This is a genomic window from Stappia sediminis (genome assembly GCF_009826895.1).
Lineage (GTDB): Bacteria > Pseudomonadota > Alphaproteobacteria > Rhizobiales > Stappiaceae > Hongsoonwoonella > Hongsoonwoonella sediminis.
In genome coordinates this window covers 389253-412421 of the sequence record NZ_WUMV01000007.1, presented here as the reverse complement: position 1 = coordinate 412421, position 23169 = coordinate 389253, and the positions used below count along the sequence as shown (strand labels likewise).

At 64.0% G+C, this 23169-nt stretch carries 20 protein-coding genes; 11 read left to right on the top strand and 9 right to left on the bottom strand.

All coding sequences use genetic code 11. The features are described 5' to 3' along the window. Positions 1-224 precede the first annotated feature (224 nt). Together GR183_RS16195 and bfr are read left to right on the top strand one after the other, a co-directional pair. Positions 225-458, top strand: coding sequence for a (2Fe-2S)-binding protein (locus tag GR183_RS16195; RefSeq protein WP_160776679.1), 234 nt, complete (start codon positions 225-227; stop codon positions 456-458). Then, positions 455-943, top strand: a complete 489-nt coding sequence (bfr, locus tag GR183_RS16190) for a bacterioferritin (protein ID WP_160776678.1) — start codon at positions 455-457, stop codon at positions 941-943. The genes GR183_RS16195 and bfr overlap by 4 nt, the downstream gene beginning before the upstream one ends. A gap of 10 nt (positions 944-953) precedes the next feature. On the opposite strand, the gene GR183_RS16185 is transcribed toward bfr, so the two are convergent. The 4 genes from GR183_RS16185 to GR183_RS16170 all read right to left on the bottom strand — a co-directional run bounded on the left by GR183_RS16185 (position 954) and on the right by GR183_RS16170 (position 5139). After that, positions 954-1622 (bottom strand): ATP-binding cassette domain-containing protein, encoded by a 669-nt coding sequence (locus tag GR183_RS16185; RefSeq protein ID WP_160776677.1) that lies wholly within the window; start codon positions 1620-1622, stop codon positions 954-956. Next, positions 1619-3301 carry an ABC transporter permease gene (locus tag GR183_RS16180; protein WP_160776676.1) on the bottom strand — a complete coding sequence of 561 codons (1683 nt, stop codon included), beginning with the start codon at positions 3299-3301 and terminating at the stop codon, positions 1619-1621. Before GR183_RS16180 ends, GR183_RS16185 begins: the two co-directional genes overlap by 4 nt. Before the next feature lie 30 nt (positions 3302-3331). After that, positions 3332-4546: an ABC transporter substrate-binding protein gene (locus GR183_RS16175; protein ID WP_160776675.1), complete on the bottom strand. Its 1215-nt coding sequence runs from the start codon at positions 4544-4546 to the stop codon at positions 3332-3334. Between the two features lie 104 nt (positions 4547-4650). Continuing rightward, positions 4651-5139, bottom strand: a complete 489-nt coding sequence (locus GR183_RS16170; protein WP_160776674.1) for an Lrp/AsnC ligand binding domain-containing protein — start codon at positions 5137-5139, stop codon at positions 4651-4653. 164 nt (positions 5140-5303) lie between these two features. Here GR183_RS16170 and putA point away from each other — a divergent pair, with 164 nt between their 5' ends. Further along, positions 5304-8438, top strand: a complete 3135-nt coding sequence (gene putA, locus GR183_RS16165) for a bifunctional proline dehydrogenase/L-glutamate gamma-semialdehyde dehydrogenase PutA (protein WP_160776673.1) — start codon at positions 5304-5306, stop codon at positions 8436-8438. Here putA and hrpB read toward each other — a convergent pair whose 3' ends face one another. The 5 genes from hrpB to GR183_RS16140 form a co-directional block, all read right to left on the bottom strand. Further along, on the bottom strand, positions 8439-10904 hold the full coding sequence (gene hrpB / locus GR183_RS16160) for an ATP-dependent helicase HrpB (protein WP_160776672.1): 2466 nt from the start codon (positions 10902-10904) through the stop codon (positions 8439-8441). 19 nt (positions 10905-10923) lie between these two features. After that, the gene (gene glk, locus GR183_RS16155) at positions 10924-11970 is read right to left on the bottom strand and encodes a glucokinase (protein ID WP_160776671.1); all 1047 of its coding nucleotides are present in this window, start codon (positions 11968-11970) and stop codon (positions 10924-10926) included. After that, on the bottom strand, positions 11967-12410 hold the full coding sequence (locus GR183_RS16150) for a methylglyoxal synthase (RefSeq protein ID WP_160776670.1): 444 nt from the start codon (positions 12408-12410) through the stop codon (positions 11967-11969). The genes glk and GR183_RS16150 overlap by 4 nt, the downstream gene beginning before the upstream one ends. A gap of 174 nt (positions 12411-12584) precedes the next feature. After that, a complete protein-coding gene (locus tag GR183_RS16145; RefSeq protein WP_244313766.1) occupies positions 12585-13478 on the bottom strand; it encodes a DUF1194 domain-containing protein in 894 nt (297 codons plus the stop codon). A 551-nt stretch (positions 13479-14029) separates the two neighbouring features. After that, positions 14030-14791, bottom strand: a complete 762-nt coding sequence (locus tag GR183_RS16140; RefSeq protein ID WP_160776669.1) for a DUF1194 domain-containing protein — start codon at positions 14789-14791, stop codon at positions 14030-14032. Positions 14792-15418: 627 nt separating this feature from the next. Between GR183_RS16140 and GR183_RS16135 the strand changes: the two genes are divergently transcribed. The 8 genes from GR183_RS16135 (at position 15419) to deoC (ending at position 23168) form a co-directional block, all read left to right on the top strand. Beyond that, positions 15419-16444, top strand: a complete 1026-nt coding sequence (locus GR183_RS16135) for a sugar-binding transcriptional regulator (RefSeq protein WP_208999878.1) — start codon at positions 15419-15421, stop codon at positions 16442-16444. 76 nt (positions 16445-16520) lie between these two features. Beyond that, positions 16521-17474: a BMP family lipoprotein gene (locus GR183_RS16130; protein ID WP_160776765.1), complete on the top strand. Its 954-nt coding sequence runs from the start codon at positions 16521-16523 to the stop codon at positions 17472-17474. A 100-nt stretch (positions 17475-17574) separates the two neighbouring features. Further along, a complete protein-coding gene (locus GR183_RS16125; protein WP_160776668.1) occupies positions 17575-19104 on the top strand; it encodes an ABC transporter ATP-binding protein in 1530 nt (509 codons plus the stop codon). Further along, positions 19101-20207: an ABC transporter permease gene (locus tag GR183_RS16120; protein WP_160776667.1), complete on the top strand. Its 1107-nt coding sequence runs from the start codon at positions 19101-19103 to the stop codon at positions 20205-20207. The genes GR183_RS16125 and GR183_RS16120 overlap by 4 nt, the downstream gene beginning before the upstream one ends. Positions 20208-20217: 10 nt before the next feature. Further along, a complete protein-coding gene (locus tag GR183_RS16115; RefSeq protein WP_160776666.1) occupies positions 20218-21186 on the top strand; it encodes an ABC transporter permease in 969 nt (322 codons plus the stop codon). Continuing rightward, on the top strand, positions 21183-21587 hold the full coding sequence (locus GR183_RS16110) for a cytidine deaminase (RefSeq protein ID WP_160776665.1): 405 nt from the start codon (positions 21183-21185) through the stop codon (positions 21585-21587). The genes GR183_RS16115 and GR183_RS16110 overlap by 4 nt, the downstream gene beginning before the upstream one ends. Before the next feature lie 68 nt (positions 21588-21655). Next, positions 21656-22399 carry a purine-nucleoside phosphorylase gene (locus tag GR183_RS16105; RefSeq protein WP_244313784.1) on the top strand — a complete coding sequence of 248 codons (744 nt, stop codon included), beginning with the start codon at positions 21656-21658 and terminating at the stop codon, positions 22397-22399. Next, positions 22392-23168, top strand: coding sequence for a deoxyribose-phosphate aldolase (deoC, locus tag GR183_RS16100; RefSeq protein WP_160776663.1), 777 nt, complete (start codon positions 22392-22394; stop codon positions 23166-23168). Before GR183_RS16105 ends, deoC begins: the two co-directional genes overlap by 8 nt. The last annotated feature ends 1 nt before the right edge of the window (position 23169 follow it).

The following is a 23169-nucleotide window of genomic DNA, read 5'->3' as shown; positions in this document are numbered from 1 at the left end:
GGGCGATCATTTATCCCAGTGACTGTCTATCCCATCCATCCCGTCATATCTATGGTGCTGATCGTTGCCCGACGAGTGCGGTGGACGCTTGCCGGTCCTGCCGCTCCCTGTAATTCGGCCTTGAAACCGGCTGCTGGAAGGTTCAACTGTCGCAGGGAACGGTTTTTCAGCGTCATTGACGTTGCTGTACGTTGAGCGCCGGGCATGCAATCTTGGAGAAGACGGTGATCGTCTGTTCCTGCAATGTGTTGAGCGACAAGGAGTTGCGGGAGGCGGCGGCGCGTCTCAGGCAAGCGCCGGACGGCGGGGTGGTGACGCCTGGGGCCGTGTTTCGCGCGCTCGGGCACCGGCCGCGCTGCGGCGGCTGCTTCAAGGCGGTGATCCCGATCATTCACGAGGCGGAGCCTCGACAAGGCGATAGTTCCGAAAAAGCGAAAGAAAAGGAGACTGCGAAATGAAGGGTGACGACAAGGTACTCGACTATCTCAATCGCGCGCTTCGCCACGAAATGACGGCGGTCAACCAGTATTGGCTGCACTATCGCCTGCTCGAGGACTGGGGTTACACGAAACTCGCGCAAAAGGAGCGCGAGGAGTCCATCGAGGAGATGCAGCACGCGGACAAGCTCGTCGAGCGCATCATCTTCCTCGAGGGTCACCCGAACATGCAAAGCCTCGACCCGCTCAGGATCGGCGAATCGCTGAAAGAGTGCGTGGAAGCCGATCTCGCCGGCGAATATTCCGCGCGCGCGCTCTACAAGGAAGCGCGCGACGTCTGCAATAAGGCTGGCGACTACGTCACCATGAAGCTGTTCGAGGAACTCATGGCCGACGAGGAAGGCCATATCGATTATCTGGAAACGCAGCTTGAGCTTATCGAGCAGATCGGGATCGAGCGTTACGGCCAGCTTCAGGCCGCACCCGCCAACGAGGCCGAAGACTGAGTCAAGCGTCTCAGGCAGGATCGCCGATTTTGACAAGGACGCCGCCTGCGCTTTCAGCGTCGGCGGCGTCATGCGTTACGAGAAGTGTCGGCAGCCCGCGTTCGCGCGCCTTGCCGAAGACGAGGCGGCGCACCTGGGCGCGCAAGTCCGGGTCAAGCCTGGAAAACGGCTCGTCAAGCAAAAGCGCGCGCGGTTCGGCCAATAGCACGCGCATGAGCGCCACGCGCGCTTTCTGCCCGCCGGACAGCGTTGCCGGATCGCGCGGGCCGAAGCCATCAAGCTCCACCTCCGCCAGCGCGGCCGCGACGCGTTCGCGGCGGGCCTTTCGCCCGCGCACATGTTGCGGCACGGCGAAAAGCAGGTTTCCCTCCACCGAAATATGCGGGAAGAGCAGCGGATCCTGAAACAGAAGGCCCAAGTGGCGTTCATGCGCGGGAAGGCGGGTTATCTCCTCGCCGCCGATCGTCACCCTTCCCTTGGCTGAAAATGCGGGCGGCAGGAAGCCGGCGGCGAAATTGAGCAAGGTGGACTTCCCGGAGCCGGAAGGGCCCATGACGGTCAGCACATCGCCGGGCTCGATACGGGCGTCGAGCGCGATCAGCGGCTTGCCGCCTCGAGTTATGACGACGTTCTCGAAGCATAGCGCGCCATTTTCTTCCGGCATCGTTTTCCTTTTCATGAGGCGGTTCTCAACGCATGCCTGTTCCTGAAGGCGAAGCCGGTAATCGCGCCCGCCAGCAGGAAGCCTGCGAAGGGCAGTAGCATCTGCAGGCAGGCGTAGATCGCGATCAGGCGGCGGTCCCCGCCGGATGCGAGCGCGACGGCCTCGGTGGTTACCGTTTCCACCCGTCCCGCGCCTATCAGCACCGTTGGCAGATATTGCGCCACGGATACCGCGAAGCCGAGGGCGCCCGCGGTCGCGACCGCCCTCAGCGCCAGGGGAAAGCGCACGCGCCAGAAGACGCGGGCCGGCCGCGCGCCGATCGCGGTCGCAATTCGCCCGTAGCGTGGGTCGAGCGCCCGCCAGGGGTCGCTCAACGCCAGGAACACATAAGGCAGCACGAAGACGAGATGCGCGCCCGCGACGCCGTAGACCGACGCGTCGAGGCCGACCAGCAGGAACAGGATCTGCAGACCGAACAGGAAGGCGATCTGGGGAACGAGGAGCGGCAGATAGAGCAGGGCGAGCCTGCGGTGCTCGATTGCGAGATTTCGCCGGGTTTCGTTTTCAAGGCAGGCCAGCGCAAGCGCAACCGCAACGAAAGCTGCCGCAAGCCCGAGCCCGGCCGTGATGGCGATGGTGTCTGCCGCGCGCGGCAGGTTTGCCGTCCAGTTCGCGGCGGAAAGCGTTTGCGGCAACGCGTCGGGAAACGGCCAGAAGCCGGCGAAGGACCACAGGCCGATCGCCACTCCGCCAAGTATCATTCCCGTCACGATCAGCGCCATGGCGCTTGCCCCGATCGTCGCAATCAGCCCGTCGCCGATGCTTCGCGTGCCTGCCTCGATCCATCTGCGGCCCAAAAGTGCGGCGAAGCGCTCGCCCGCGATCCACAAGGCGATTGCGGCGACGGCGAGGCCAAGCTGCAGGAGCGCGCCCGCGGACGCCTGGAACCGGAGCGTAAGGTCGGGGTCGCTCATCCATTGGGTCAGGCGTACGGCAAGCGGAGCCGGCGTCGTCGGGCCGAGGATCATCGCGACGTCGACCACCGAGATGGAATAGGCGATCACCGCGAAAACCGGCAGGCGGATTTGCGGGTAGACCCTTGGAAGGACCGTGAGCAGCCACCCTGTCGCCCGGCGGTAGCCGAGCGTTGTGGCAAGCTGCCGGCTTTCGCGGCTTTGCGATTGCGGCAGGGCGGCTAGCATCATGAGAAACAGAAAGGGCGCTTCCTTGGCGATCAGCCCCGCCGTCATGGCGATCCCGCCCGGATCGTTCAGGATCAGGACGTCCGGCGGGCGGTCCAGCCCCGTCGCCCAGGGCGAGAGGAGCCGCAGGACAAAGCCGCTTGGAGCGATCAGGAAGGCAAGGCCGAAGGCGGCCGCCGCGTGGGGCACGGAAAGAAGCGGCGACAACAGCCGGTGTATCTGGGTGAACGTCCGCGTTCCCTCGAAGGCGGCCGTAAAGGCTATGACGATCAGGAAGGCGCCGGCGGCCGCGCCAAGGCCGTTGACGATACTGAGCCTGATCGAAGTTGCGATGCCGGGCGTCGAGAACAACGCATGGAAAGGTTCCAGCCCGAAGTCGTCTCCGCCGAGCGCCGGCAGATAGCCGAAGGCCGGCAGCAGTGTGCCGATGATGCCGGCGGCCACCGGCCCGATCAGGATGGCGATGGTGAGCGCGGGCGCGAATCTGAGCATGCGCTCACCTTACAGGACCGGAAGGAGAATTCATTGCGCGGCGTAGCGCGCGATCCATTCCTCTTCGATCCGCGTCATCCAGGAGGCATGCGGTTCGGGAATGACGGGGCCTAGGTCTTCCGGCGGCAAGGTTGCGACGCCGAGATCTATTTCATCGAAAATCGCGCGCTCGTCATCCGAAAGCTTATTCACGTCGAGCACCGTCGGGTCGCCCCAGTTGTGCGGATCCTGCTTTTTCGCCTGGGCTTCCGGCGACAGCAGGAAGTTCGCGGCAACGAGCGCGCCCGCCTTGGCGTTGGCGTTATAGGGAATGGCGAGGAAATGCGCGTTGCCGATGGTGCCGCCATCGAGCACGAAGGTGCGCACGGTGTCGGGCAGTTCGCCGGCTTCTATCGCCGCGGACGTTCCGCTGGGGTTGAAGGTGAAGGAGATGTCGATTTCGCCGTCGGCGAGCAGGCGCCTCAGGTCCGCTGCACTTTGCGGAAAGGCCCGGCCTTCGCGCCAGAGTTTCGGGTGCAGTTTGTCGAGATAGGCGAAAAGCGGTGCCACATCCTGCCCGAAGGTCGCCTCGTCGACCGGGCGCTGAAGTTTCGCGGGATCGACGATGACGCTTGCCAGAACCTGCTTCAGAAAGGTCGAGCCGTGGAAGTTGGGTGGCTGGGGATAGGCGAAGCGGCCCGGATGCTCCAGAAGATAATCGTAAAGTCCATCGAGTGTTTTCGGCGGGTGTGCAAGCCTCGCGCTGTCGTGAACGAAGACGAGCTTCGCCATGCCCCACGGGCTTTCAAGGCCCTCCGTCGGCACCGTGAAATCGGTCACGACGGCGGGCTTGCCCTCGACGTCGACATATTTCCAGTTCGGCAGCTTTTCCGCCCAACCGGGCGAATAGAGCAGGTCCGCGTTCTTCAGAGCCGCGAAATTCTCGCCGTTTATCCAGACGAGATCGACCCTGCCGCCATGGTCCTTGCCGGCGGCCTTTTCCGCGACGATGCGGCTTACCGCGTGGGCAGTATCGTCCAGCTTCACGTGCTCCAGACGCACGCCGTATTTCGCCGCGATCATGTCGCTCGCCCATTCGATATAGGCGTTGATGCGCGGCTCCCCGCCCCAGGCGTGGAAATAGACCGTCTCGCCCTTCGCGTCCTCGAGCACGGCCCGCCAATCGGCAGCGTCCGGGCCTTCCGCCCTCGCGGGCAGAACCAGGAGAGCGATGGCGGCCAGTGCGACAGCGATTTTTTTGTGCATTCCCGACAAGACTCCACTCTTGTTCTTTCTACTTACGTGCCGAAGCGTAAGCCATTTGGCAACACAAGAGCTTTTGACAATTTCGTGTGCGCGGCCGCGGTTATTTACCGTGCGATCGGCAGCACGTGGGTGTCCTTGATGTCTTCCATCACCGCGTATGTGTGGGTTTCGCGCACGCCGGGCAGCGCAAGCACTGTGTCGGACAGGAAGGCACGATAGGCCGCCATGTCGCGAACCCGCGCCTTGATCAGGTAGTCGAAACCACCGGCCACCATATGGCATTCAAGGACTTCGCTCGCCCGTGCAACGGCTCGGCCGAAAGCGTCGAAGATATCGGGCGTCGTGCGATCGAGCTTCACCTCGACGAAGACGAGGAGGCCGAGACCGAGCTTGCCGGGATGCAGCTCGGCGGAAAAGCGCAGGATGTAGCCCTCCCGCATCAGGCGCTTGAAACGCTCGGCGGTGGCAGTCGGCGAAAGGTTCACGCGCGCGGCAAGATCGGTGTTGGTGATCCGCCCGTCTTCTTGCAGAACCGCAAGGATTTTGCGGTCGATGCGATCTATGGCTGTGGATTCCACGGTATCGACTGTCATTTTTGCATATTTCCCTAATGGGCGGCTATTCTTTGGAGAAAAGTACACTCGAATTGCGATTATACTAGCGAAAAGCTCAGGAGCAAGCGTTCCGCTTGTCCGGGATCGGTTGGTTTGCGCCCGCAAGGTGGGCCCGCAAGATGGGATGGCGTCAGGAGGGTGGAATGAGCGTGGCACTTGAGGCGGTCGAGCCGGGTATCAAGGGGATAGCCCCGTTTCGCGCGAAGTTCGCGCCGTCGGACGAGGAGGCGGTGCGCGCCCTCATCCCGCAAGCGAGTTTCGATGCCGAGAGCGAAAAGCTCATAGATCAGCACGCAAGCGACTATATCCACGCGATCCGTTCCTCGCAGGGCGGTCTCGGCGGGGTTGAGGATTTCCTGCGCGAATACGGGCTTTCGACTCGTGAGGGCCTTGCCCTCATGGTGTTGGCGGAAGCGCTCCTGCGCGTGCCGGATGCGGCGACCGCCGACAAGCTGATCGAGGACAAGCTTGCCGCCGCGCGTTTTGGCGATGGCGACGGCACACAGCCCGATACATGGCTTGTTTCCGCATCTTCCTGGGCGCTTGGCATCACCTCTCGGCTCATCCATCCGGGCGAAGCGCCGGATACGATCCTCTCGTCGCTGGTTAAGCGCATGGGCATGCCGGCGGTACGCACCGCGACGCGGCAGGCCATGCGCATCCTCGGCCATCAGTTCGTTCTCGGCGAGACGATCAAGGCGGCGCTCAACCGCGCGAAGACGCAGGAAGCCAAGGGCTACCGCTATTCCTACGATATGCTGGGCGAAGGCGCACGCACCGCGGAGGATGCGGAGCGCTACACGAAGTCCTACGCCGACGCGATTGAAGCGATCGGCAAGGCGGCGGGCAAGAAGCCGCTGCCCGACCGGCCGGGCATTTCGGTGAAGCTCTCCGCGCTTCATCCTCGATATGAGGCGGTCAACGGCGAGCGCGTACGCGACGAGCTGGTGCCGCGCCTGTTGAAGCTTGCCCAGGCCGCGAAGGCGCACGACCTTAACTTCACCGTGGATGCCGAAGAGGCGGACCGGCTCGAAATCTCGCTCGATGTGATCGCGGCAGTTGCCGCCGATCCGTCGCTTGCCGGATGGGACGGCTTCGGCCTCGCAGTTCAGGCTTACCAGAAGCGCGGCGTTGCCGTTGTCGAGTGGATGATCGGCCTTGCCCGCGCGCTCGATCGCAAGTTCATGATCCGCCTCGTGAAGGGTGCTTACTGGGATACGGAGGTCAAGCGTGCGCAGGAACATGGCGCGCAGGACTATCCGGTCTTCACGCGCAAGGCGGCAACGGACCTTTCCTATCTTGCCTGTGCGCGCAAGCTCATGGCTGCGCGCGACTGCATCTACCCGCAGTTCGCCACGCATAACGCGCTGACTGTCGCGCAGATCCTCGCACTTGCGGGCGGAGAAGGCGGCTTCGAATTCCAGCGCCTGCATGGCATGGGCGAAAGCCTGTTCCGCGCGGTGGCGGAGCGCGACGGCAATCCCTGCCGCATTTACGCGCCCGTTGGCGGTCACCGTGACCTGCTGGCCTATCTCGTCCGCCGGCTTCTTGAAAACGGCGCCAATTCCTCCTTCGTCTCGGCGGTGGGCGATACCAGCGTCCCCATCGGCGAACTGATCACGCGTCCGCAGGACGTGCTTGCCGGCGGCACAAAGGCGCGCAACCTCAAGATCCCTCTTCCCGCCGATCTTTACGGCGAGGCCCGAAAGAACTCCGAAGGCATGGAATTCGGCTATTCGGCCGAGCGTCTGGCGCTTGTCGATGGCATGGCGAAAACCGAATTTCCGGCCGTCAGGGCCCGCCCGCTCGGCAAGGGGCTTCAGGCGAAAGGGGCTGAGCGTCCGGTCCTTTCTCCCGCCGATGGCAAGAGCATCGCCGGCTCCGTTCAGGAAGCGACCGTGGATCAGGTCGGCGCCATTTTCGATACGGCGTCCAAAGGGTTTGAGCGCTGGTCGCGCACCCCGGTGGAGGATCGTGCGGCGGCGATCGCGAAGCTTGGAGACCTTCTGGAGGAAAATCGCGACCGGCTTATGGCGATCCTGGCGAAGGAAGGCGGCAAATGCCTCGTCGATGGCATCGCCGAAATCCGCGAGGCGGTCGATTTCTGCCGTTACTACGCCGCCCAGGCGCGCGTCCTCTTCGGCGAGGGAACGTTGATGCCGGGCCCCACGGGGGAGGAGGATCGCTATCGTCATCGCGGGCGCGGGGTCTTCGTCTGCATTTCGCCCTGGAACTTCCCGCTCGCGATTTTCCTCGGCCAGGTCACGGCGGCGCTCGTCAGCGGCAACGCAGTGATCGCCAAGCCCGCCGAGCAGACGCCGCTCATCGCCTATGAGGCGTTCAGGCTGCTTCACAAGGCGGGAGTGCCGGAGGATGCCGCGCTCTTCGTGCCGGGCGACGGCGCGGTTGGGGCTGCCCTCGTCAAGGAGCCGCGCATAGCGGGCGTCGCTTTCACCGGCTCGACGGAAACCGCATGGGCGATCAACCGGACTTTGGCCGAAAAGCGCGGTCCGATCGTGCCGCTCATCGCGGAAACCGGCGGCATCAACGCCATGCTGGTAGATGCCACCGCCTTGCCGGAGCAGGTGACGGACGATGTCATCATGTCGGCCTTCCGCTCCGCCGGTCAGCGCTGTTCCGCGCTCAGGATCCTCTATCTGCAGGACGATGTCGCCGACAAGCTCGTCGCCATGGTGAAGGGCGCGGCGGCGGAGCTTAAGCTCGGCGATCCCGCCGATCCGGCCACCGACATCGGCCCGGTCATCGATATGGAAGCGCGTGACAATCTCATGGCCCATGTCGAGGAGATGAAGAAGAGCCAGAAAATCGCCTATGCCGGGCAGGTGCCGGACGGCGCTTACGTGGATGGTTCGTGGGTTGCGCCGCATATCATCGAGCTCGACAAGCCGGAGGCGCTCACGCGCGAGGTCTTCGGCCCGATCCTGCATGTCGTGCGCTACAAGGCCGCCGACCTGCCGAAGGTCCTCGACCGGATTGACGCCACCGGCTACGGCCTGACGCTCGGTGTCCACAGCCGCATCGACGCAACGGTGAAAACGGTGGTCGACAGGCTTTCGGTCGGCAATGTCTATGTGAACCGGAACATAATCGGCGCGGTCGTCGGCACGCAGCCCTTCGGCGGTTCCGGCCTTTCCGGCACGGGGCCGAAGGCGGGCGGCCCGGCCTACCTCACGCGTTTTGCGCTTGAGCAGGTCGTCTCCATCAACACGGCGGCGGCGGGCGGCAACGCCAGTCTCATGTCCATGTCGGATGCGTGATCACTTCCGAGGCTTCGCCCGGCTGGTGGCCCGCTCGCTCAGCGGGTCGTCCGGCCACGAATGTTTGGGGTAGCGCCCGCGCATGTCGGCTTTCACGTCGGCCCATGATCCGCGCCAGAAACCGGGCAGGTCGCGCGTGATCTGGATCGGGCGGTGGGCGGGCGAAAGCAACTCAAGGATCAGCGGCACCTTTCCATCGGCGATGGCAGGGTGCCGGTCGAGGCCGAAAAGCTCCTGCACCCTGATGCGCAATGTCGGTCCTTCCGCCGCATCGTAGTCGATGGGAATGCTGGAGCCTGACGGCGCTTCGAAGTGGCTCGGCAAGAGCTGGTCCACTTCGGCCATTCTCGCCCATGGAAGAAGACCCGACAGCGCATTGCCAAGGCACTCCGCATCGATCTGATCGAGCTTCGTCTTGCCTGCCACTTGCGGTTTCAGCCAATCTTCCAGCGTGGCATCGAGGGCCTTGTCGGAAAGGTCCGGCCATTCCGGGCCTAGTGTGTTGTGCAGATAAGTAATGCGCGCTCGCGTCGCCTTCTGCGCCTTCGTCCAGGGCAGGCGGGCAATGCCTTTCTTGCCGACGAGCGACAAAAGTGCGTCGGCGATAGCCTCCGGGTCGGGATCCGGCTCGTTGCGTTCGTCAAGCACCACCGAGCCATAGCGGCGCAGACGCTTTGCGCGGATCGCACCGTTCGCGTCGATGACAACTTCTGTCTTTTCCTCGATATGCGAGGGGAAGAGCCGCTCGATAGCCTCCTTGTCGATGGGTGCCGTAAGCGCGATCCGCCCTCTTGCGGCGGTTCCTTGAATGTCTGCGACGACGAGGAATGCCTCCCCGGCAAGCGGGTCGGACTGCTCGAGCAGCGCGCCGCGCCCGTTCGCAAGCCGGAAACCGCCCTTGCCGTCGCGCCTCTGCGCAACCCGTTCGGGGTAGGCGAGCGCCAGCACTTCGCCCGCCGATTCCGGGTCCGCATCCCCTTCGCCAATCCCGGCAAGCTTTCGCCAGCGCCGGGCAAGCGCCTTCGCCTCGTCGATGCGCCGTCCCTTGCCGCGCCTGAGAACCAACAGGCGTTCGCGAAGATCCGTGGAACGCCCTGCGACCCCCTGTTCGGTCAGGATCACGGCGATTTCAGAGGCAAGCCCGCCGGCATCTTGCGCGCCCGCTTCCACCAGCATATGGGCAAGACGCGGCGGCAGCGGCAAGGCGGCGAGGCGTCTGCCGGCCGCCGTCATCCGCCCTTCGTCGTCCAGCGCGTCGAGCGCTTTCAACAGCTCCACGGACTCGGTCCACGCACCCTTCGGCGGTGGGTCGAGGAAGGAAAGCTTTCCCGAATCGCTTTCGCCCCAAAGCGCCAGATCGAGGACAAGGCGCGTCAGGTCCGCTTCCAGGATTGCCGGCCGGTCCTGAACGGGCAGCGCCGCCGTTTGCGGTTCGTCCCAGAGGCGGTAGCACACGCCTTCCTGCGTGCGGCCTGCGCGCCCGCGCCGCTGGTCCGCGCTCGCCCTGGAAACGCGCACCGTCTCAAGGCGCGTCAATCCGGTGGAAGGTTCGAACTTCGGTACGCGCGACAGGCCGCTGTCTATGACGACGCGTATGCCCTCGATCGTCAACGATGTCTGCGCGATGTCGGTTGAAAGCACCACCTTTCGCCGGCCATTCGCGGCGGGCCGGATAGCGGCGTCCTGCGCCTTGCCGTCGAGCGCGCCATATAGCGGCGCGACGTCTACATTTGCCGGCACACGGTCTTCAAGCAGCGAGGCGGTTTTGAGAATTTCCTTCTGGCCCGGCAGGAAGGCGAGGATGGAGCCTTGCTCTTCGCCAAGCGCCTTCTTGACGGCGGCTGCCATCTGGTCCTCGATCCCGCGCACGCCGGCCTTGCCGACGTAGTGCGTCTCGACGGGAAAGGACCGGCCCTCGGAAACCACCACCGGACAGCCGCCCATGAGGCTCGCGACAGCCTTCGCATCGATTGTCGCGGACATGGGCAGGAGGCGCAGGTCCTCTCGCAGCGCGCCCTGCACGTCGAGCGCGAGCGCCAGCCCCAGATCCCCGTCGAGCGAGCGCTCGTGGAATTCGTCGAAGAGAACGGCCGAGACGCCGGAAAGCTCCGGATCGTCGAGGATCATGCGCGTGAAGACGCCCTCGGTCACGACCTCGATGCGCGTTCTGGCGCTCACCCGCGTTTCCAGCCGCACACGGTAGCCGACCGTTTCGCTCACCGCTTCGCCAAGCGTTTGCGCCATGCGCCGGGCGGCGGCGCGTGCGGCGAGGCGGCGCGGTTCCAGCACGATGATGCGCCCGTCACCGCGCCACGGCGCGTCGAGCAGGGCGAGCGGCACGCGCGTCGTCTTGCCCGCGCCCGGATCGGCGACGAGCACGGCGTTCGGCCCTGCTTCAAGTGCCGCCAGCAGATCCGGCAGCACCGCGTCGATAGGCAGTGGCGAAGAGAAATCCGGCCGGGCCATTCGGTTGGTCTTCGGGGGGTTACCCCGCCGCGCGGTCCTGCGCTGGCCTTTCCCATTTGCGGCCCGAAAGCTCGACGGCGAAAAGCGACGGGGTGCGCGCGAAAGAAGCGAGCCCTTCGAGCGCGGGGTTTTCGTGGCGCACGAGGTAGGTCGGGATGGTCTTCATTAGCGCGCTGTGCGGCGCCTTCGCCTCGAAGGCCTCGCGGAAGGGGCCGTCCTTGAGGTGGCGGTCGATCTTCGGCGGGATGCCGCCGGCAAGGAAGACGCCGCCACGGGCAAGGAAGGTGAGCGCGAAGTCGCCGGACACCCGGCCCAGAGCACGCGCGAACACATCCATCGTGTGGCGCGCGACTTCGTCGCCGCCGTCGGCCGCCTTGGTCACATCCTCGGGCGAGGAGAAGTCGCGCTCCGCGCCGTCGGCCTTTGCGACGGCGCGCGCCAGGCGCAAAAGCCCCGCGCCGCAAATGATGCGCTCCGCGCCGATCCGCCCTTCCTGGCGTTCGATGAAAGGCCAAATCTTCGCATCGTCCTCGCTGACGGGGCCAAGCTCCACATGGCCCCCTTCGCCGGGGATCGGCACCCATGTGTCCTGCGCGTGCACCATTGCGGCCGCGCCGAGACCGGTTCCCGGGCCGACGACCACCTTCGCGCCGAAATCGAGCGCTGTGCCGCCGCCGATCGCCTCGAGGTCGTCGCCCTCAAGACCCGGCAGCGCCAGCGCCTGGGCCTCGAAATCGTTGAGCACGATCACCGTTTCAAGTCCCAGTTCTTCAAGCAGGCGATTCGGCTCAATCACCCAGTCGGCGTTGGTCAGCGGGATCTTGTCGCCGGTCACGGGGCCGGCGACGGCGAGCACCGCGGTGCGCGGCAGGAGCGACGTCTTGTCGAGCGCCATCTGGTTCGCGGCCTCGGTAAAACCCGCAAAGGCGCTTGTGTCGGTTCGTCCGAACACCTGCGTGGCGGCGTGGGCGTCGCTGACGAGGGCGAAGCGCGCGTTGGTGCCGCCGATATCGGCGATAAGCACGGGAAAGCGCAGGGCGCGAATCGATGTCGATTGGAAACTCATTGGCGAAACTTGGTGATCTCGGGTGTCTGGGAGGTGGTCGCAAGGCCCTGGAGCCTTGCGGAGCGAAGCAGGATCTCCGCGGTGGCCTGATTAAGGGCCATCGGAATATCGTAGACAAGGGCAAGGCGCATCAACGCTTTGACATCGACGTCGTGCGGCATGGGCGAAAGGGGGTCGGCGAAGAAGATGAGGCCGTGAAGCCTGCCTTCCGCGATCATCGCCCCGATCTGCTGGTCGCCGCCGAGCGGCCCGCTCTTCAGCGGCGTAACATCGAGGTCGGGGCAGGCTTCGAGAATGCGCCCGCCCGTGGTTCCCGTCGCCACGAGCCGATAGTCCGAAAGCTTGGAGCGGTTCCGCCGCGCGAATTCCACCATGTCGCCTTTCTTGGCGTCATGGGCGACAAGCGCCAGGGCGGCCCTTTCGGTACTGGGTGCGTTCATTCGGGTTTCCACGTTGTCGATGTCCGGCCCGGCCGGCCCGCGGGAGGTGCGTGGCGGCTGAGCGGTCGATCACAGGGTTATCGCCGATACGCGGGCAAATGGCCAGCCCCGCCGCCAAAACGCAGTTCCGTAGCGTAATTCAATCTGCGGTCGCCGCCATGCCTATTGGCGGTTTTACCGGTCGCCGTCGAGCATCCGGCGCCGCCACAGCGTTTCGCCGATGGTGCAAAGCGGCTCGAACTTGTTCTGAACGCTGATCGCCTCTTGCGGATCCCGGGCGGCGTTTACCTCGCCGATCCAGCCTTCGTCGCCCGGCGGGTGCCGGGTATGGGCGATCTCGAGAACGAGCTTGCGCCGGATGGCTTCGGGAAAGGCTTCGACGTCGCGCACGGGGATGGTGAAGGCCGCCGGCCCGCCGATGACGCATTTTTCGTAGTAGACGTCGAGGTTGTCGATATCGAACCAGCCGTAGATCGGACGCTTCAGCATCAGCGGAAGGCCATTGATGGTAATGCCTTTTTCCACCGTGGAATCGCGCGCGGCGGGGGCAAGCCTTCCCTGGTTGTTGGGCCCGTCGCCGGAAATGTCGATCACCCGGCGCAGCGCGGAATGCGGAGCTTCCTCGATCACGGATGCGGCGTGATAAAGCGCCTCGCCGATCGATGTCCGGTAGGCGCGGGATATCGGCGCTTCGGCAAGGGCGGCGGCGAAACGTTCGGCGTCGTCGCGCCCGGCGATGACATGCCAGTCGACGAGGATGTGCTGGGATGCCGTGCCGGCCCATTCGGTATAGGCAACCGCGATCTTGCCGATCAGCCCGTTCCTGATCGCATTGACGACCGGATCCGAGGTGATCGCCTCTATGTAGCCTCGCCGTTGCAGGCGTTGTTCGTCGTCGTCCATGGAATAGGAAATGTCGACGGCAAGCACGAGCAGCAGGTCCACCTCTTCCGCTTTTGCCGTCTTGTTCGCCAGCCCGCAAATGGCGATGACGAAACAGGCCGCCAAAAGGAGATTGCGGATCCTTGCTTTCAAGGCGCACGCGGGTGGAGAGGTCATGTTACGCATGGCACGGCTCCGTCCTTCCAGAACGTCGGCCCGCCGGTGGTTCGCCATTCGGCTCAATGGCCTGTTTCCAGAGCGCTTTCCACGAAAGCGGGATCGCTTTCGTGACAAGAAATCGCTCCAGAATCAATGTCTTGAACATATCCTGCGAAATCCGATCCGGATTTCGCAGGATATGCTCGAGGCGCAGGCGGGCGCCTTCACGGGTAAAGCGCGCCGATGTCCTCATCGTTTTCCTAAAATCGGACCTTTTCGTGCGGCCTGCCCGCGAAAGACAAAGTTTCGCACACGCTCGCGTGTGATGGCCAGTAAAATGGGCAATGCATGCATTCGTTGCGGGCGGTCATGGCGGTTCCGTCGTTGCCGCCTCGCTCCTGTCATTCCGGGCGCGGCGCAGCGTAATGTGGTGCTGCGCGGAACAGGCGCTCTCTCTGTCTTCATCGCCGGGCTTGACCCGGGCAACCATTCTGGATCCGGGAAAAGCGAATGGTTGCCCGGGTCAAGCCCGGGCATGAAGAAGGAAAGGTCAGCCCAGCGAAGGCAGGTTTTGCTCCTCAGTCGTAGAGCGAGCAGGTCACCTTCTTGCGCGCGGCGGCCTTCTGCACGAGGGCGTTTGCGTTCGGCGAAATCCCGGCGATTTCCAGCACCAGCTTCATGCGGATAGCGTCGGCGAAGGCTTCGGTCGAGCGCACGGGGATTGCAAAAGCGCCCGGCCCGCCGATGACGCAGTCCTCGTAGTAGTGGTCGAGGTTCATCATCGCCTGCCAGGTGTTCTTTTCCGCCTTCATCATCAGCGGCAGGCCGTTGATGACGACGCCGCTCGTCAGCGCCTGGTCGCGGGCATCCGTCACCCGGCCGCCCTGGTTGTTCGGGCCGTCGCCTGAAATGTCGATCACCTTGCGCATTCCGTTGAAGCGGTTGATCTGTATCAGGTTCACCGCCTGTTTCAGGGCAGACGCGATGGAGGTTCGCTGCTTGTGGCGGATCGGGGCTTCGGCGAGCTTGGCGGCGAAGGCGCGGGCGGTGACGGCATCGTTGATCATGGCCCATTCGGCGACCACGAACTGCTCTTCGGCCCCGCCCCATTCCATGTATGTGACGGCGATGCGCCCCGTCGGGCCGATGCGGATCGCCTCCAGCACCTCTTCGGAGGTAAGCGCGGAAACATAACCCGCACGCTGGATTTCCTGCTCGTCCCGGTCCATCGACTGGGATATGTCGACGGCAAGCACGAGTTCGACGTCGACCTCGGAATCCGGGTCGTAATTCAGGCTGAGAGGGGCCGCCGCTGCGGGGAGAGCGTACGGGGCAAGCATCGCCGCGCTCAGCGCGGCGATTGCGGCATATTTCGTCGCGGAGTAGCCGCCTTGACGACGAGTATATGCTTCAACATATTGATCTTGTTGCGACTTCCTGTCACGAAAGCGCTTAAGGGTATTCCGGCAAGTGGTCCACAAGGAACGCATAGGCTGATCCTCCTTCCTGGAAGCGAAGGCCCCTCCTGATGTCGTCTCCCCGTATCCTTTTCTCTCTCCCCGAAAAAATTACCCTCTTGTCCGGCGCGCAGTTTTCTCTGCCCGTCGAAGTAATGCGGCGGTTTGTTGTAAGCTTGGCAATTCGCGTGCCATTTGCCCTTTTCCGGCATCCTTGCCGGAATCGGCTGCACGTTCCGAACATTGTATGACGCTCTGTCGGTCGCGTGCAGTGGTTATCGACACGTTAATGTGGAAGATTAGAGCTTATTTGGTTAACTGGTGATTAATATTTAATCACGTTGCGCTGATGTGACAGTGATCGCCTCAGGGAATACGGCGAAAAATACGCGCTTCACGCTTGACCTTGCCGTTCACGCACGGCACTCTGCTTGAAAGAATTCGCAGGCTGTGAAGATATTTTCGCCCACCCCGCGCGGGCGGCGAATGTGCGGCCGCCTGAAAGCGGACATGAAAAGCCGATATGACAAGGCGAGGGGAGGCGGCGTGGCCATTCGCAAGAGCGAGAGCGACTGGACGACGGACATGGCGATCCGTGCGGCGTGGATGTCGTTCGTCGGTGGCGCCACGCAAGGCGAGATCGCCGACCGTCTCGGCGTTTCCTCCGCCAAGGTTCACCGTCTCATCGCCCATGCCCAGCGGGAGGGGCTGGTTCGCTTCCGGGTCGAGGGGCGGCCGACGGATTGCCTGGAGCTTGAGGACGAAATCTCCGCTGCCTTCGGCCTTTCCTCCTGCCTGATCGCGCCGGCTCTCGGTCCTTGCGACGAGCAGTCGGCGATCGGCGCCGTCGCCGAAGTGGCAAGCCAGCATCTGGCGAACTTGCTGTCCAATGCCTCCGTTACCCGCATTGGCGTGGGCATGGGCCGCACGCTGAAGGCGACGGTGGAGGCCATGCCCAGGATCCAGCGTCCGGACCTGAGCGTGATTTCCATCTCCGGTTCGCTGACGCGCAAGCTTTCGGCCAATCCGTTCGATGTCGTCCAGCAGATGGTCGAGCGCACGGGCGGCGAGGGGTATTACCTTCCCGTGCCCTATCTTGCCGAGAGCATCGCCGAAAAGGATATGTTCCTGAAGCAGAAGAGCGTTCAGTCGATGCTGGAGCTTGCCCGCAAGTCGGACGTCTTCGTCATCGGCATCGGCTCGATCGAGGATGAAGGCCATCTCGTGCGCCGCGGCCTCATTTCGGCGGAGGAGCAGGACAAGCTTCGCCGCGACCGCGCCTGTGGAGACCTCATGGGCCGCTTCGTGGATATCGGCGGAAATCTCGTGCCCAATGCCCTTGGCGAACAGGCGGTCGGGCTTCATTTCGACGAAGTGCGCGGCCGGCGCGTCATTGCGCTTGTCGGCGGTGACGGCAAGCGCAACGCGACGCTTGCCGCCCTTCGCACCGGCGTCATCACCGATCTCGTCCTCGACGAGCAACTTGCCCGCGGCCTTTCGGGGGAGCTTTCCGGGCGAAAACTCAAGACGGCCTGAAGGGCCTCGATACTCAGGTGGAGGTAATAAAGTGAAACTGATCAGGACACTCGGCGCGCTTGCGCTCGGCGCGGCCATGACCGTGGCCGCACATGCCGAAGACATCAAGCCGGCGGTCGTCTACGACCTTGGCGGCAAGTTCGACAAGTCGTTCAACGAGGCGGCCTACACCGGCGCGGAGAAGTTCAAGGCGGATACCGGCGTCGAATACCGCGACTTCGAGATCCAGAACGATTCCCAGCGTGAGCAGGCGCTGCGCAATTTCGCGCGCCGCGGTCTCTCGCCCATCGTCGCCATCGGTTTCTCGCACGCCAATGCGGTCGAAAAGGTCGCCAAGGAATTCCCGGACACGAAATTCGCCATCGTCGACAGCGTCGTCGATCTGCCGAACGTGCGCTCCATCGTCTTCAAGGAGCATGAGGGCTCCTATCTCGTGGGTGTGCTGGCGTCCATGGCTTCCGAAACCGGCAAGGTCGGCTTCGTCGGCGGCATGGATATCGCGCTCATCCGCAAGTTCGCCTGCGGCTTCAAGCAGGGCGCGCTCGCCCAGAACCCGGATGCCGAGGTCTATCAGAACATGACGGGCACCACCGGTGCCGCGTGGAACGACCCGGTCAAGGGCGGCGAGCTTGCCAAGTCTCAGTTCGACCGTGGCGCGGACGTCGTCTATCACGCGGCCGGCGGCACGGGTCTCGGCGTTCTCCAGGCGGCGGCTGACGCCGGCAAGCTCGGCATCGGCGTCGACAGCAACCAGAACGGCCTGCATCCGGGCTCGGTGCTCACCTCCATGCTGAAGCGCGTCGACGTCGCTGTCGACACCACCTTCACGGACGCGATGAACGGCAACTGGTCTTCGGGCGTGGAAGTTCTCGGCCTCAAGGAGGGCGGTGTCGACTGGGCGCTCGACGACAACAACGCCAGCCTCGTCACGGACGAGATGAAGGCCGCCGTCGACCAGGCCAAGCAGGACATCATCTCCGGCAAGGTCCAGGTGCACGACTACATGTCCGACCAGGATTGCCCGGTCTGATTTCAGGAATGGCTGCCGCCCGCCGGGATCATCGTTCCGGCGGGCGCTTTGCGTTGCGGTGAGGCGGCCTGCCCGCTGCGCGCCTGCGGAGGGCTTTTTGATGGTGCCCGCCATCGAACTCAGGAAAATCGATAAGAGCTTCGGCCCGGTCCACGCCAACAAGGCGATCGACCTTGCCGTGGCCAAGGGCTCGATCCACGGTATCGTCGGTGAAAACGGTGCCGGCAAATCGACCTTGATGTCGATCCTTTACGGTTTCTACCGGGCCGACGGCGGCGACATCATCGTCGACGGCAACAAGGTGGAGATAGAAGATTCCAAGACCGCCATTTCCCATGGCATCGGCATGGTCCATCAGCATTTCATGCTGGTCGACAACTTCACGGTGCTTGAAAACGTCATTCTGGGCGCCGAAGGCGGCAGCCTGCTTGGCGAGGGCGTGGCGAAGGCGCGTGCGGAACTGAAGCGCCTGGAAGAGGAATACGAGCTGAAGGTCGATCCGGACGCCGTCGTGGGTGAGCTTCCGGTCGGCCTGCAGCAGCGCGTGGAAATCCTCAAGGCGCTCTTTCGCGGGGCGGACATTCTCATTCTGGATGAACCGACGGGCGTGCTCACGCCTGCCGAGGCCGACCATCTGTTCCGCATCCTCCGCGTGCTGCGCGACGAGGGCAAGACCGTGCTTCTCATCACGCACAAGCTGCGCGAGATCATGGCGGTGACCGACACCGTTTCCGTCATGCGCCAGGGCGCGATGGTCGCGACCCGCAAGACGGACGAGACGTCCATGCCGGAGTTGGCCGAGCTCATGGTCGGCCGCCGGGTTCTCCTCAGGGTCGACAAGAAACCGGCGACACCGGGGCGCACGGCGCTTTCGGTGCGAGGTCTCACCGTGCGCGACAGCCGTGGCATCGATGTCGTCAAGAACGTCGGCTTCGACCTTCGCGAGGGCGAGATCGTCGGTATCGCCGGCGTTTCCGGCAACGGTCAGTCGCAGCTTCTGGAAACGCTTGCCGGCATCCGCCGCGCGGTTTCCGGCACCATCGAGATCGACGGCCACAAGGTCGATCCGACGACAGGCACCGTCGATCCGGCCGAAATGCGCCGCCTCGGCATGGGCCATGTGCCAGAGGACAGGCACCGCATGGGCCTCGTCACGAAGTTTTACGAATATGAGAACGCCATTCTCGGTTATCACCGCGACCCCGCCTACGGGAAGGGCGCCATGCTCGACCTTGGCGCGATCCGCGAGACCGCGAACGGCGAGATCGGCAAATACGATATCCGCCCGCCGAACTGCCAGCTTCGCACGGCGAATTTCTCCGGCGGCAACCAGCAGAAGATCGTGCTGGCCCGCGAGATCGAGCGCGACCCGAAGGTGCTTCTCGTTGGTCAGCCGACGCGGGGCGTCGATATCGGCGCGATCGAGTTCATCCACCGCCGCATCGTGGAAATGCGCGATGCCGGCAAGGCGATCCTGCTCGTCTCCGTCGAGCTTGACGAGATCCGCGGCCTTGCAGACCGGGTGCTCGTCATGTTCGACGGCGCGCTTGTGGGCGAACGTCCGCCGGAAACGGATGAAAGCGAGCTTGGCCTGATGATGGCGGGCGTCAACCGGGAGGCGGCGGAATGAGTGCCGGACAATTGCCGCGCTGGGTCGATTACGGCCTGATGCCGCTGCTGAACCTCGCCGCCGCCTTTCTGGTGTCCGGTCTCGTGGTGCTCCTGATCGGCGAGAACCCGCTGGAGGCGGTCGAAATTCTCATCTGGGGCTCGCTCGGCTGGAACGAGGGCATCGGCTTCACGCTCTTCTACGCCACGAATTTCATCTTCACCGGCCTTGCGGTCGCGGTCGCTTTCCACGCCAGCCTCTTCAACATCGGCGGCGAGGGGCAGGCCTATGTCGGCGGGCTTGGCGTGGCCATCGCCTGCCTTGCGCTCGATCGTTTCGTGCCCTGGTGGGTGACGCTGCCTTTCGCCGTCCTCGGCGCTGCCGCCGCAGGGGCCGCATGGGCGTTCGTTCCGGCGGTTCTTCAGGCCAAACGCGGCAGCCATGTCGTTATTACCACCATCATGTTCAACTTCATCGCCGCCTCGCTGATGGTCTATCTGCTGGTCAACGTGATGGGCAAGGAAGGCTCCATGCAGCCCGAAACCCGCACGTTCGAGGCGGGTGGGCGCCTGCCGCTCCTGCAGGATGTCATCCCCGGTCTCGATTTCGGCACGGCGCCCTTGAACCTCTCGCTGATCATCGCGCTTCTCGCCTCGCTTGCCGTGTGGGTGCTGATCTGGCGCACGAAGCTCGGCTATGAGATCAGGACCTTCGGGGCGAGCCCGACAGCCGCCGTCTACGCCGGTATCTCGCCGGTCAGGATTACCATCATCACCATGATGATCTCCGGCGGCCTTGCCGGCATGATGGCGATCAACGAGATCATGGGTTCGCAGCACCGGCTGCTGATCGAATTCGTCTCCGGTTACGGTTTCGTCGGCATCGCGGTCGCCCTCATGGGCCGGGCGCATCCGGTCGGCATCCTCTTCGCCTCCATCCTCTTCGGCATGCTCTATCAGGGCGGGGCGGAGCTTGCCTTCGAGAAGCCGTCGATCACGCGCGACATGATCGTCGTCATCCAGGGGCTGGTGATCCTCTTCGCCGGCGCGCTTGAGCATATGTTCAGGCCGGCGCTCATTCGGATTTTCAGCTTCGCGCGGACACCCGCCACGGAAGCGGCGTGAGGAGCGGCCAATGTTCGAGATGATCATCCTCATTCTGGATTCCACGGTCAGGCTTTCGACGCCGCTGCTGCTTGCCTGCCTTGCCGGGCTTTATTCGGAGCGTGCCGGCATTTTCGACATCGGCCTTGAGGGCAAGATGCTGGGTGCGGCCTTTGCCGCCGGCGCGGGTGCGGCGGTCACAGGCTCCGCCTGGCTCGGGCTTCTTTGCGGCATCGCGGTATCCATCGCTCTGGCGCTTGTTCACGGCTTCGCCTCCATCACCAACCGGGGCAACCAGATCGTCTCGGGCGTTGCGATCAACTTCCTCGCCATGGGGCTGACGGCGCTTCTCGGGCAGGACTGGTTCCGCCAGGGCGGCCAGACGCCGCCCTTGCCGACGGAGGCGCGCTTTACCTCGCTCAACTGGCCGTTCGCCGAAACGCTTCGCGACGTACCCATTATCGGCGGGCTCTATTCGGAGCTTCTGTCGGGCCACAACCTGCTCGTTTACGTGGCCTTCCTCATGGTGCCCTTCACGTGGTGGGTGCTTTTCCGCACGCGTTTTGGCCTGCGCTTGCGCGCGGTGGGTGAAAACCCCGCCGCCGTCGACACCGCCGGCATTTCAGTCACCTGGCTCAGGTATCGCGCGGTCATCTGCACCGGTATTTTGTGCGGCGTGGCGGGGGCCTATCTTTCCACCGCCCAGTCGGCAAGCTTCATCAAGGACATGACGGCGGGACGCGGCTTCATCGCCCTTGCCGCCCTTATCTTCGCCAAGTGGCGTCCGGTTCCGGCCATGTTCGCCTGTTTGCTCTTCGGCTTTCTCGATGCGGTGGCGATCCGCCTTCAGGGGCAGGAGCTTCCGGGCATCGGCGAGGTGCCGGTTCAGTTCTTCCAGGCGCTGCCCTACATCCTGACGGTGGTGCTGCTTGCCGGCTTCATCGGCCGCGCCATCCCGCCCAAGGCCGGCGGCACGGCTTACGTGAAGGAGCGCACATGAGCCGCTTTGACGATCTGTTTAGGGCCGCGAAGACGGCGCGAGAAAACGCGCATGCGCCATATTCGCGCTTCAAGGTGGGCGCTGCCGTGCTGACGGACGATGGCCGCGTCTATTCCGGCTGCAACGTCGAAAACGCCAGTTTTCCGGAAGGCTGGTGCGCGGAAACGACGGCGCTTGGCGCCATGGTCGCGGGCGGCGCGAAAAAGATCGCCGAGGTGGTGGTCACGGCGGACGCCGCCCTTTGCACGCCCTGCGGCGGCTGCCGGCAAAGGCTTGCGGAATTCGGCGACGGCGAGACGCTCGTGCACATCTGCGACCTTTCCGGCGTGAAACAGACGTTCCGTCTGGCAGACCTTCTGCCGGCGGGTTTCATCTTGAAGGAAGAGGACAGAAAATCGTGACGGACGGATACGGCCGGGAATGCGCGAACATTGTGCGCGCGGCGCGCTCGGGCAGTTACCGCGTTGGCATGATCCTTGGCTCCGGCCTCGGCGCGCTGGGCGAGGAGGTGGAGGATGCCACGCGCATCGCCTATTCGCATCTTTCGGGCTTTCCGGTCTCCAGCGTTTCCTCCCACGGCAGCGAGCTGATCGCCGGCATGCTCGAGGGCGTCCCGGTCGTCGTCCTGTCGGGCCGCGCGCATTATTATGAAAGCGGCCAGGCAGATGTCATGCGCACGCCGATAGAGACGCTGAAGGAGCTTGGCTGCGACACGCTTCTTCTCACCAATGCCGCCGGTTCGCTCAGAGAAGAGCTCAAGCCCGGCTCGCCCATGCTGATCACCGATCACATCAACTGGTCGGGGCGCAACCCTTTGATCGGCGAGGAGGACGAGCGCCGCTTTCTCGACATGAGCAAGGCTTATGACGAAGGCTTGCGCGAGCGTATCCTGAAGGTGGCGGAAGACCGGCAGCTTGAAATCGGACAAGGCGTCTACATGTGGTTTTCCGGGCCGTCTTTCGAAACGCCGGCCGAGATCAGAATGGCGCGGACGCTCGGTGCCGATGCCGTCGGCATGTCCACCGTGCCGGAAGTGATCCTCGCCCGTTATCTCGGGCTGAAGGTTGCGGCCATTTCGACGATCACCAATTACGGCGCGGGCCTTCAGGCCCATGCGCTGTCGCATGACGAAACCAAATCGACGGCGCTGACGGCGGTGGACCGCCTCAAAAAGCTTATCCGTGGATTCGTGAAAGACCTTGGCAATGACTGAATTCGACGCGAAAGCGGTGGCGGAACGCGCCCTCCCGCTTGTGGACCTGACCAATCTCAACGACGACTGCACGGCGGAGGATGTCACCGCGCTTTGCAAACGCACCGTCACCGACCATGGATCGGTCGCCGCCGTCTGCATCTGGCCGCGCTTCGTTTCCCATGCGAAGCCGCTTCTCGATGGCTCGGGCGTTCAGATCGCGACCGTCGTCAATTTCCCTGGCGGCGGGGAGGATACGGTCGCCGTCGTACAGGAAACCCGGCAGGCGGTTGCCGATGGTGCCGGCGAGATCGACCTCGTCATGCCTTATCGTACGTTCCTTTCGGGGCGCCCCGGATTCGCCGAAACCCAGATCGCGCGGGTGAAGGATGCCTGCGGCGATGCGAAGCTGAAGGTCATTCTGGAATCGGGCGAGATCGAGGATCCGCTTTTGATTCACGCCGCCTCGAAGCTCGCGATCGATGCGGGTGCGGATTTCATCAAGACCTCGACCGGCAAGGTGAAGATCAACGCCACGTTGAAGGCGGCCGAGATCATGCTGACGGTCATCGAGGAGCATTGGCGCGAATGCCATGAGGAGGTCGGCTTCAAGGCGGCGGGCGGTATCCGCACCGTGGGTGAGGCGGCTGCCTATCTGAATTTTGCGGACCGCATCATGGGGCCGCAGTGGGCCTGCGCGAACACGTTCCGCTTCGGCGCGAGCGGGCTTCTCGATGCCCTTCTCGCCGCGATCGACGGCGGCGAGGCGGCAACGGGCGAAGGCTACTGAC

What these genes read in the sequence shown, in the direction of transcription:
- bfr (WP_160776678.1), top strand. Translation starts at nt 455, where the DNA reads ATGAAGGGTGACGACAAGGTACTCGACTATCTCAATCGCGCGCTTCGC.
- GR183_RS16185 (WP_160776677.1), bottom strand. Translation starts at nt 1,622, where the DNA reads ATGAAAAGGAAAACGATGCCGGAAGAAAATGGCGCGCTATGCTTCGAG.
- GR183_RS16180 (WP_160776676.1), bottom strand. Translation starts at nt 3,301, where the DNA reads ATGCTCAGATTCGCGCCCGCGCTCACCATCGCCATCCTGATCGGGCCG.
- GR183_RS16175 (WP_160776675.1), bottom strand. Translation starts at nt 4,546, where the DNA reads ATGCACAAAAAAATCGCTGTCGCACTGGCCGCCATCGCTCTCCTGGTT.
- GR183_RS16170 (WP_160776674.1), bottom strand. Translation starts at nt 5,139, where the DNA reads ATGACAGTCGATACCGTGGAATCCACAGCCATAGATCGCATCGACCGC.
- putA (WP_160776673.1), top strand. Translation starts at nt 5,304, where the DNA reads ATGAGCGTGGCACTTGAGGCGGTCGAGCCGGGTATCAAGGGGATAGCC.
- hrpB (WP_160776672.1), bottom strand. Translation starts at nt 10,904, where the DNA reads ATGGCCCGGCCGGATTTCTCTTCGCCACTGCCTATCGACGCGGTGCTG.
- glk (WP_160776671.1), bottom strand. Translation starts at nt 11,970, where the DNA reads ATGAGTTTCCAATCGACATCGATTCGCGCCCTGCGCTTTCCCGTGCTT.
- GR183_RS16150 (WP_160776670.1), bottom strand. Translation starts at nt 12,410, where the DNA reads ATGAACGCACCCAGTACCGAAAGGGCCGCCCTGGCGCTTGTCGCCCAT.
- GR183_RS16145 (WP_244313766.1), bottom strand. Translation starts at nt 13,478, where the DNA reads ATGCGTAACATGACCTCTCCACCCGCGTGCGCCTTGAAAGCAAGGATC.
- GR183_RS16140 (WP_160776669.1), bottom strand. Translation starts at nt 14,791, where the DNA reads ATGCTTGCCCCGTACGCTCTCCCCGCAGCGGCGGCCCCTCTCAGCCTG.
- GR183_RS16135 (WP_208999878.1), top strand. Translation starts at nt 15,419, where the DNA reads ATGAAAAGCCGATATGACAAGGCGAGGGGAGGCGGCGTGGCCATTCGC.
- GR183_RS16130 (WP_160776765.1), top strand. Translation starts at nt 16,521, where the DNA reads ATGACCGTGGCCGCACATGCCGAAGACATCAAGCCGGCGGTCGTCTAC.
- GR183_RS16125 (WP_160776668.1), top strand. Translation starts at nt 17,575, where the DNA reads ATGGTGCCCGCCATCGAACTCAGGAAAATCGATAAGAGCTTCGGCCCG.
- GR183_RS16120 (WP_160776667.1), top strand. Translation starts at nt 19,101, where the DNA reads ATGAGTGCCGGACAATTGCCGCGCTGGGTCGATTACGGCCTGATGCCG.
- GR183_RS16115 (WP_160776666.1), top strand. Translation starts at nt 20,218, where the DNA reads ATGTTCGAGATGATCATCCTCATTCTGGATTCCACGGTCAGGCTTTCG.
- GR183_RS16110 (WP_160776665.1), top strand. Translation starts at nt 21,183, where the DNA reads ATGAGCCGCTTTGACGATCTGTTTAGGGCCGCGAAGACGGCGCGAGAA.
- GR183_RS16105 (WP_244313784.1), top strand. Translation starts at nt 21,656, where the DNA reads ATGATCCTTGGCTCCGGCCTCGGCGCGCTGGGCGAGGAGGTGGAGGAT.
- deoC (WP_160776663.1), top strand. Translation starts at nt 22,392, where the DNA reads ATGACTGAATTCGACGCGAAAGCGGTGGCGGAACGCGCCCTCCCGCTT.